The organism is Adlercreutzia sp. DFI.6.23, assembly GCF_024462535.1.
Taxonomy (GTDB): domain Bacteria; phylum Actinomycetota; class Coriobacteriia; order Coriobacteriales; family Eggerthellaceae; genus Adlercreutzia; species Adlercreutzia rubneri.
The window spans coordinates 121787-130196 of the sequence record NZ_JANGBP010000008.1; the positions used below are offsets into that span (position 1 = coordinate 121787).

The window sequence follows — 8410 nt, forward strand, 5'->3', positions numbered from 1 at the left end:
GCTTCTAGCGGTTGTCGATGGTCTCTTTGAGAACGTATTGCGGTGCATTGTTGATCGTCATGAACATGCGTCCGAGGTATTCCCCGATAATGCCCAGGAACAAGATGATGAGTCCCGAGCAGGTGAGCATAGTGGCCATGAGGGAGGGCCAGCCCGCCTGCATACCCGGATCGGCGAGACGCATGATGAAAACGATGAGGGCGGACACCAGGCCTATAACGCCGAGTGCTGCGCCCACCACTGCGGCAACGCGAAGAGGCACCATAGAGAAGTTCAGCACGGTGGACCAGAGGCGGATGAGCGACTTCAGGCTGTACCCAGATGTGCCCTGGGCGCGCTCGTAATGCTCCACTTTAGCGTTTTTGATGTTCGCCGTGGCTCTGAACAGCAGGCCCTGAATGTAGACGTAAGGCCCCTGGTACCGCACCACCTCATCGCGGATGTGGCGGCGGAAAACGGCGAAATTGCTGGAGTAGATCTCTTTGGGACGATCGGTGAGTACGCGCATCGACCAAATGGTGAATTTCGACCCGAGCTCGCGCCACCAGGCTTCCTTGTGCTCGTCCCAGCAGGCGAACACGATGTCGCTGCCGTCCTCCATGGCGTCCAGCAACTTGACGCATTGGGAGGGGTGGGTTTGCATATCGTCGTCCATCAGTAAGACGAGATCGCCTTCGGTCTTTCTCAGGCCTGCCATGATGGCGTTGTGCTGGCCGGAGTTCTTCGCGCAGTTGATGCCGACCACATGGTCGTCCGCGGCGCAGAGCTGCTCGATGGCCGCGAAGGTGCCGTCCGTCGAGCCGTCGTTCACAAGGATGAATTCGTATTCGTATCCCGCTTTGACGAGTTCGACTCGCGTTTGATCGACAACGGTGCCGATCATTTTCTCCGAGTAGTAGCAGGGGATAACTACCGAAACAAGCATAAAGCTCCTCCGTAAGCTTACGACATACCTAACGAGTACACAATGATACCGCCCACTATGAGTAGTAGCGCGATGGCTTTGTCTCTACCCAGCTTTTCTTTGAAAATCGTCACACCGAAGAACGTGATGTACAGGTAGGCGGTGGCCTCCAATATAGCGCCCATGGAAAGCGGCACTACCTTGTAGGCGAGGATGGTCATGAGTGTTGCCCCGAAGAAAAGGGCGTAGGCGGTAATAACCCAGGGATTGAGATACTCTTTCAGCGGGGTCTCGTACTGTCGCATGGCAGCCTTCTTCAGAAGAACCTGAGATACTGACGAGATGAGCACGCCGAGCAGGTAGACGCCGACATAAAGTTCGAGCATCGCTATTCACCGCCTAAGGGCGGGAGATTCCCCGGCGCATCGGTCGTCCACTGGTCGCCATCGATCGGATCGCCTGGCTTCTCCTCCTTGCCATCCGCCCGCGCGTAGAGCACCACGCCGACGATGACCATGGCCGCCCCCAAAATGTTCAAGGCGGAAACGGACTCCCCGAAAATGAAGAATCCCCACACCATGCCCCAGATCACCGTGACGGCTTTGTTCGCGAACGCCATGGAGAGCGACAGTCGCTTGAGTATTTGCTGCCACCCGATGGCGTAAATGAAAAGAATAGCGAGCATTCCTCCGTACAGGAGGATGAACATCGGGCTCAGAAACGGCTCGTGGGCCGCGTTCTTACTGAATATGCCAGAGAGCGAGTAAACCAGCAGAAGCAGGTGCAGGGCGATGAGCGTCTTCGCCCTGGTGTTGATTGTCTTGTGAGAGCTCATTGCTAGCAGGCCGTCGCGGTGGTTCTAAGCAGGAGCTCGTTTCCGTCCGGGTCGAGCACAGAAGCCTGATCCATGATGGTTCGAGAAAGGGAATCGACACTTTCCCGTGATGACCCGGTCACGTAGTAGCGTACGACGTAGGGCTTGGCACCTCGCGCGTGGGAGATCGTGTCGCCTGATCGGTAGTACGGGCGATACTCAGCAACGTCGGGGAGCGCCCCCAGTTCATCGATGGCCGAAGTGTCAGCTACCTCTCCATCGTGACCGTGGAAATAGAGGCCGGCGGCATGGGTGGCGAACAGGGGAGAATGAGCCAGCACGCGAGCCTTGGCCGCAGGCTGGTCGTAAACGCAGTCGATCAGCAGCTCTTCAACTGAGAGGCCGCTGCCCAAGGTGACGAGCTCGTGCTCGTAGCCGAAGATGCGTCCGGCCGCCTCGCACACGGCCAGCCCTTCTCCCTCGCGGTAGAACGCTTGAACGCAGAGGGGGCCGTTCTCAAGGCCTACGTACCCGGCGATTTTGGTGGCGATGGAAGCGGCTTCGTCTTGCAGCTCGGCCGTGAGGGGGCTCGGGTAAGCGCACCGGACAACTTGGGGGATCTCGCCATCTTCGAAAGCGATTTTCTCGCGATCAGCAATGCTTATGATGTGGGCTTCGCCGTCAACGATCCAGGTCATGATATTGAATTCTTGCCCATCGTTGTATTCCTCGGCCATCAAATAGTCGAAGGTGGATTGGGCCGCGGTAGATTGGAAGCGCTCGCGAACGTCCTCGATGGAGTTCGCGACGAACACTCCGTGGGAGCCGTAGCCGTTGACGGGCTTAATGACGCAAGGGAACGCCATGTCGACGAAGTCTTCCTCTAGCGTATCGAGGCGAATCTTCTTGTAGCGAGGCGACGCGATGCCGAGCTCTTGGAACATCTGCTTCATGAGCGGCTTCTCGCGCAGGAACCTTTCTCCTTCGGGCTTGAGGTAAGAGGGGAGACCGGCAGCGTCGGCGATATCGATCATGCATTCGGCCAGGAGGTCGGAAAACGACGCGATAATCCCGTCCGCCTGCTCCCTCTTGCAGATTTCAGCAATGGCATCAGTGTGGCGGACGTCTTCCAGGTAGGCCTTGTCGGCATGGGCTTTGGCGGGGCCATCCTCGTAGCCATCACAAACGATGGTGTAAATGCCCCTTTTTTTGGCACATTCGACAAGATCGACGAACTCGTCCATCGATCCGAGAATGACCAAGCGGTGGTTTTCTGCGCTCATGGCAAAAGCTCCTTAGCTGCGAACTCGTATTTCAGTGTGATTGGCTGCTGGCCAGGCTCTACTGGCCCTGGGCTCGGTGCTTGGCTTCGGTGGCCTCTTTGGCTCCCTGCCACCAACTGGGATTGTCGGTATACCACTTAATGGTGCTGGCCAGACCCTCGTCGAAGTTTGTGTGCTTGGGCGACCAGCCCAGCTCGCGGCGCAATTTCGTAGAATCGATGGCGTAGCGGCGGTCGTGACCCGGTCGGTCTCGCACCCAATCGAAATCGTCGGCGTCCTTGCCCATGGCGGTGAGGATAGCGCGCAGGACATCTATGTTGCTGCGCTCGCCGTCGGCGCCGATGAGATAGGTTTCCCCGATGCGCCCTTGGGCGAGGATGGCCCAAACGGCAGAGGAGTGGTCCTCGGTATGAATCCAGTCGCGAACGTTCTTGCCGTCCCCATAGAGCTTGGGGCGGATGCCGCACAGAATGTTGGTGATCTGTCGAGGAATGAACTTCTCGATATGCTGGTAAGGTCCGTAGTTGTTCGAGCAGTTGGATATGGTGGCTTCCACGCCATAGGTGCGATGCCAGGCGCGGACGAGCATGTCGGAGGACGCTTTGGTGGAGCTGTAGGGGCTCGATGGGCGATAGGGCGTTTCCTCCGTGAATCGATTCGGGTCATCCAAGGCCAAATCACCATAGACCTCGTCGGTCGAGATGTGGTGAAAGCGCACGCCATGGTTCCGAGCCGCCTGGAGAAGCGTAAAGGTGCCCTCAACGTTGGTGCGAAGGAAGGGGGTGGGATCGGCGATGGAGTTGTCGTTGTGGCTCTCGGCGGCGAAATGGACGCAGGCGTCGGCTTCCGCAAAGAGGCGATCGACCAAGTCCGCATCGCAGATGTCGCCATGCACGAAGGTCATGCGCTCCGGATCGCAGCCTGCGAGGTTCTCGCGGTTGCCCGCATAGGTGAGGGCGTCGAGCACCGTGACCTGAACAGCGGGCTGGTTGTCGAGCACCCAATGCACGAAATTGGAGCCGATGAACCCGGCTCCTCCGGTGACGACGATGTGGTTGAATGGACTTGCCATGATCGGGCTGCTCCTTCGTGCCGCAGTGATACTTTCCTATAGTGTAAAGGATATTCTGGCTCTACGTTGACTTTAGGGAAAACGAGCACACTCCTTTTCAGCAAAAGGCCCTTGGGACCGTGATTCTGTAGCCCCCGTGCGTTTTCGCCGATTTTTTACGGGAAGTTGTCAGAAGCATGTGCATATTGTGAATGGACTGATAGAATCTGACATCTCATTTTGGGAAATGAAGCAGAAAACGGACAACATCCCAGGAGGTTGCACCATGGTCAATCGCTCGGTCGCCAAACGCGCGAAGCACGCCAAGCCCGCTTTGCGCAAAGGATATTGGGCGAAGTCGAGTTCCTCCGTGCTCGCCGTGGCCCTTGCCGCCAGCCTCGTGCCCGCCGTTCCGGCTCTGGGCGATGAGTTCGACGCCGATGTCTCCGACATCGAGGCGACCGAGCCCCCTGCATTCGATGCGCCGATTCCCACCGAGCCCTCGTCGACCGCTCCGGACGCGCTCGCCGAGCTCGAGGCGGGCGATAGGGCGACGTCGGTCGACAGCAAGTCTGATGCCGGCAATAAGGGAGCTCTCCCCGAAAGCGGTGGCGCAGAAGGCGTTGGGGATCGAACGTTCGGCGAGGTCGATGATGCGGGGTTTCGGGAAGGTCTTGGGGCGGAGGCGCTTGCCGCCGCCGAGGTACAGGAAGAATCTTCTGGACAAGGGAGTTCAACGACATGGGTTCCCGAGGGCCTGAGAACAGTTGGCGTTACGAGGACGGTGTAGCGCTAGGCTCCCTTGCCGCCCCAGGCGCTCGAACGGCAAGCAGCACGACGCCGACTTGGACCTCATCGAACGGGGCCACCACCTATACTCTGGGCGGGAAGCGGGTTACGGTTTCCGGTGCCAAGGCCGTTGGCATCGATGTGTCGGTTCACCAGGGGAGTATTGACTGGGCCAAGGTGAAGGCCGCTGGCATTACGTTCGCTATCATAAGATGTGGTTACGGAAGCGACATCGAGGAGCAGGACGACAAATGCTTTCTTCAAAACGTTGAAGGCGCTCGCAAAAATGGTATTCAGATCGGCATCTACCTCTATTCCTACGCGAAGAAAGCGACAGGTTCAGCTCCAAGCGCTCAGAGTGAAGCTGAGCATGTTCTAAGATTATTGGACTCAGATCATGCGAACCTGAAACCGAGTGATTTGGCGTTGCCCATCTACTACGATCTCGAAGATGATAGCCAGCTGAGCTTGACTGATGCTCAGCGCGGCCAGCTTGCAGAAACATTTTGCAACAAGATTCAAGCTGCGGGATACAAAGTGGGTATTTACGCGAACAAGACTTGGTGGGAGAAATACCTGACAAGCCCCGTTTTCAACAATCGCTCCTGGAGCCGATGGATTGCACAATATCCCGGGAGTGCAATCGGCGCTCCTGACGTGACGTTCTCTTCCGATCTTTGGCAATTCACGGAGTCTGGCCAAGTGAGTGGCGTGTCTGGCAACTGCGATGTGAACTTCTCGTTCACATCGTTCTCCTCGACGCCCCAAGAGGTGGTGCTCACCGGCACGCCCAACACCTGGGCGTGGATGAACGGCTACGCCTACTATTACGGTTCCGATGGCAAGGCTGTGAAGTGGAGCCAGAAGATCGATGGGAAGTGGTATTACTTCGACGGCCAGTGCCGCATGAAGACCGGCTGGGTCACCTGGAGCGCCGACGGCACGAAGAGCTACTTCCAGCCCGGAGAGGACGGCAAGGCTGCCGCGCTGACCGGTTGGCACGAAATCGACGGAGAATGGTACTACTTCAACCCTTCCAACGGTATCAGCTTGCGATGGAGTCAGAAAATTAACGGAAACTGGTTCTATTTTAATGGTGAGTCTCAGATGGTGACTGGTTGGGTTACCTGGAGCGCCGACGGCACGAAGAGCTACTTCGATCCCAGCTCCGGTCGAGCGTGGTTGGGATGGCAGACTATTGGAAATAAGAAATACTACTTCAATCCCGCTAACGGCATCTCAAAGCGTTGGAGTCAGAAGATCGATGGATCGTGGTACTATTTCAATGGCGATAGCGTCATGGAGACTGGTTGGATCACCTGGAAGGATGGCACTAAGAGCTTCTTCGATTGGGATGGTAAAGCACTGCTTGGATGGCGCAGCTTCCAAGGAAGAAAGTGCTACTTTGATCCTGATACCGGTATCTCGCGCCGTTATAGTCAGAAGATCGACGGCGCATGGTACTACTTCTCCAGCGATAGCTTTATGTTCACGGGACTGCTCACCTGGCATGCCGACGGCCGCAAAAGCTACTACAACTCCGACGGGAAGCTGCAGGGCGGCTGGCAGACGGTGAATGGGAAGCGCTATTACTTCGATTGGGCCGACGGCAAGAGCCTGCGCTGGAGCCAGTGGATTGACGGATCGCTCTACTACTTCAACACCGAATCCGAAATGGTGACCGGCTGGGTGACGTGGAAGGCCGACGGCTCGAAGAGCTACTTCGATGGCAATGGCCGTGCGCTCATGGAGTGGCAGACCATCGGCGGTAAAACCTACTATTTCAATCCCTCCAATGGCCAGTCGTTGCGGGGCATGCATGTCATCGACGGCCACTCCTATTATTTTAATGAGCACTCTGAGTTGGTGGGCGGCAAATCGGAGACCAAGACCGAGACCACGGGTGTCTCGTTGACTACTTTGGCGGCCAAAGAGCTTAGTGCGTGTTCGTCTGCTCTGAAATACACCCAAGCTGACATTGTCGCGTCTATGACGCCGACGAACTATGGAGCCGGTACGAGTGGATATTACCAATTCGCCCAGCTGAACCATGGCTATTCCGGTATGGTGTCGGCGGCTCAGCTAGATGCCTACATCGCCTCAACCGCAAGCGGGCGAACCGGTGCGCTTGCGGGAAAGGGGGAGGCATTTGTGAACGCTGCGCGCCGTTACGGGGTTAACGAGGTGTATCTCTTGGCCCATGCGATCTTGGAGAGCGGATGGGGAACCTCTACGTTGGCCAAGGGCTATGTCTATGATGGAAAGACGCTAGTAGATGGCAAGACATGGCCGAAGGGAACGTATTATAATTTTTATGGGATCGGCGCTTACGATTCCAGCCCGCTGTCGGGGGGCCGGGCTTTGGCCATCAAGAATGGATGGGATACCCCTGAGAAGGCAATCGACGGGGCGGCTCGTTGGATCGCCACTAATTATCTCAATAATGCGTTTAGCCAGAATACTCTTTATAAAATGCGATGGAATTACGTGGAGTATGCACGTTATGGCTCGGTGGGCCACCAGTATGCGACCGATCGTGATTGGGCGACTAAAATCGGATCGCTCATGAACGCGATTTACGCCTCTGCCAGCGTGGGCCAGGCCCAGACGGGTCTGACTTTCCTCGTGCCAAGCTACCGATAGCCGCTCGGCGTTCGAATGATGCATTGGGGTATACTGATATTTTGTCCAATGGTTTGCGTAGGAGGATGTACCAGCATGAAGAAACGGGAACGGGGCGCTTTATCGCTCTGGGCGCGTAAAGGGACGAGTCTTTTTTTGGCCGGCTTGCTCTGCTTTTCGATGCCCGCAATGGCTTACGCCGCGGAAATGAATGGGGAGGGGCAGGCCGGGGCGCAGCCCGCTGAGGCCGTCATGGAGGACGAGCCGGCCGATGGCGATGTCCTCACTATCGGCACCGAAGAGGCGGATGTTGCTGAATTCGATGGTGCAGTGTCAGCTCAGCCGGTGATTCAGCCTGAAGACGCTGACGCGGAGAACGCTGCCGATGACGCCGAAGACTCTGGTGATGTCGTTCCGGACGAGAGAGAGGGTGGTCTTCTTCCGGAAGGTTCCTCTTTCCGCTATCAGTATGCCGATGGATCTTTCGCTGTCAAAGACTGGGCGATTGTGGATGACGCCCGCTACTATTTTGGCTCCGATGGCTTGGCAGTAGCCGGTCGACAGAAGATAGGGGATTGCTGGTACTATTTCGACGATGAGTGCCGCATGCAGACGGGCTGGGTCACCTGGAAGGACGGCACCAAGAGCTTCTTCGACTGGGACGGGCGCGCCCTCACCGGCTGGCGCAGCTTCAACGGCGTCAAGTACTACTTCGACCCTTCCACGGCCATGAGCCTGCGCTGGAGCCAGAAGCTGGGCGGCTCGTGGTACTACTTCGACTCCGACTCGAAGATGGTCAAGGGCTGGGTCACCTGGAAGAACGGCACCAAGAGCTTCTTCGACTGGGACGGGCGCGCCCTCACCGGCTGGCGCAGCTTCAACGGCGTCAAGTACTACTTCGACCCTTCCACGGCCATGAGCCTGCGCTGGAGCCAGAAGCTGGGCGG

The 8410-nt window shown here is 57.3% G+C and carries 8 protein-coding genes; 3 read left to right on the forward strand and 5 right to left on the reverse strand.

The window, feature by feature from the left end:
* Positions 1-4: 4 nt before the first annotated feature.
* The 5 genes from NE591_RS09145 to rfbB are packed head-to-tail and all read right to left on the reverse strand — an operon-like array spanning position 5 to position 4073.
* The gene (locus NE591_RS09145) at positions 5-925 is read right to left on the reverse strand and encodes a glycosyltransferase family 2 protein (protein ID WP_114539818.1); all 921 of its coding nucleotides are present in this window, start codon (positions 923-925) and stop codon (positions 5-7) included.
* Positions 926-942: 17 nt separating this feature from the next.
* Positions 943-1290, reverse strand: coding sequence for a multidrug ABC transporter (locus NE591_RS09150; RefSeq protein ID WP_114539817.1), 348 nt, complete (start codon positions 1288-1290; stop codon positions 943-945).
* A 2-nt stretch (positions 1291-1292) separates the two neighbouring features.
* Positions 1293-1739, reverse strand: a complete 447-nt coding sequence (locus NE591_RS09155) for a triose-phosphate transporter family protein (protein WP_227069962.1) — start codon at positions 1737-1739, stop codon at positions 1293-1295.
* Between the two features lie 2 nt (positions 1740-1741).
* Entirely contained in the window at positions 1742-3001 is a 1260-nt protein-coding gene (locus tag NE591_RS09160; RefSeq protein WP_227069960.1) for an acetyl-CoA carboxylase biotin carboxylase subunit family protein, read from the reverse strand.
* Between the two features lie 58 nt (positions 3002-3059).
* Positions 3060-4073, reverse strand: a complete 1014-nt coding sequence (gene rfbB, locus NE591_RS09165) for a dTDP-glucose 4,6-dehydratase (protein ID WP_227069959.1) — start codon at positions 4071-4073, stop codon at positions 3060-3062.
* 265 nt (positions 4074-4338) lie between these two features.
* Here rfbB and NE591_RS09170 point away from each other — a divergent pair, with 265 nt between their 5' ends.
* The 3 genes from NE591_RS09170 to NE591_RS09180 form a co-directional block, all read left to right on the forward strand.
* On the forward strand, positions 4339-4842 hold the full coding sequence (locus NE591_RS09170) for a hypothetical protein (RefSeq protein ID WP_227069958.1): 504 nt from the start codon (positions 4339-4341) through the stop codon (positions 4840-4842).
* 140 nt (positions 4843-4982) lie between these two features.
* A complete protein-coding gene (locus tag NE591_RS09175) occupies positions 4983-7484 on the forward strand; it encodes a GH25 family lysozyme (RefSeq protein ID WP_256156606.1) in 2502 nt (833 codons plus the stop codon).
* A 135-nt stretch (positions 7485-7619) separates the two neighbouring features.
* The coding region (locus NE591_RS09180; RefSeq protein ID WP_371130580.1) for an N-acetylmuramoyl-L-alanine amidase family protein at positions 7620-8410 on the forward strand (791 nt) is incomplete at its 3' end.

What these genes read in the sequence shown, in the direction of transcription:
- NE591_RS09145 (WP_114539818.1), bottom strand. Translation starts at nt 925, where the DNA reads ATGCTTGTTTCGGTAGTTATCCCCTGCTACTACTCGGAGAAAATGATC.
- NE591_RS09150 (WP_114539817.1), bottom strand. Translation starts at nt 1,290, where the DNA reads ATGCTCGAACTTTATGTCGGCGTCTACCTGCTCGGCGTGCTCATCTCG.
- NE591_RS09155 (WP_227069962.1), bottom strand. Translation starts at nt 1,739, where the DNA reads ATGAGCTCTCACAAGACAATCAACACCAGGGCGAAGACGCTCATCGCC.
- NE591_RS09160 (WP_227069960.1), bottom strand. Translation starts at nt 3,001, where the DNA reads ATGAGCGCAGAAAACCACCGCTTGGTCATTCTCGGATCGATGGACGAG.
- rfbB (WP_227069959.1), bottom strand. Translation starts at nt 4,073, where the DNA reads ATGGCAAGTCCATTCAACCACATCGTCGTCACCGGAGGAGCCGGGTTC.
- NE591_RS09170 (WP_227069958.1), top strand. Translation starts at nt 4,339, where the DNA reads ATGGTCAATCGCTCGGTCGCCAAACGCGCGAAGCACGCCAAGCCCGCT.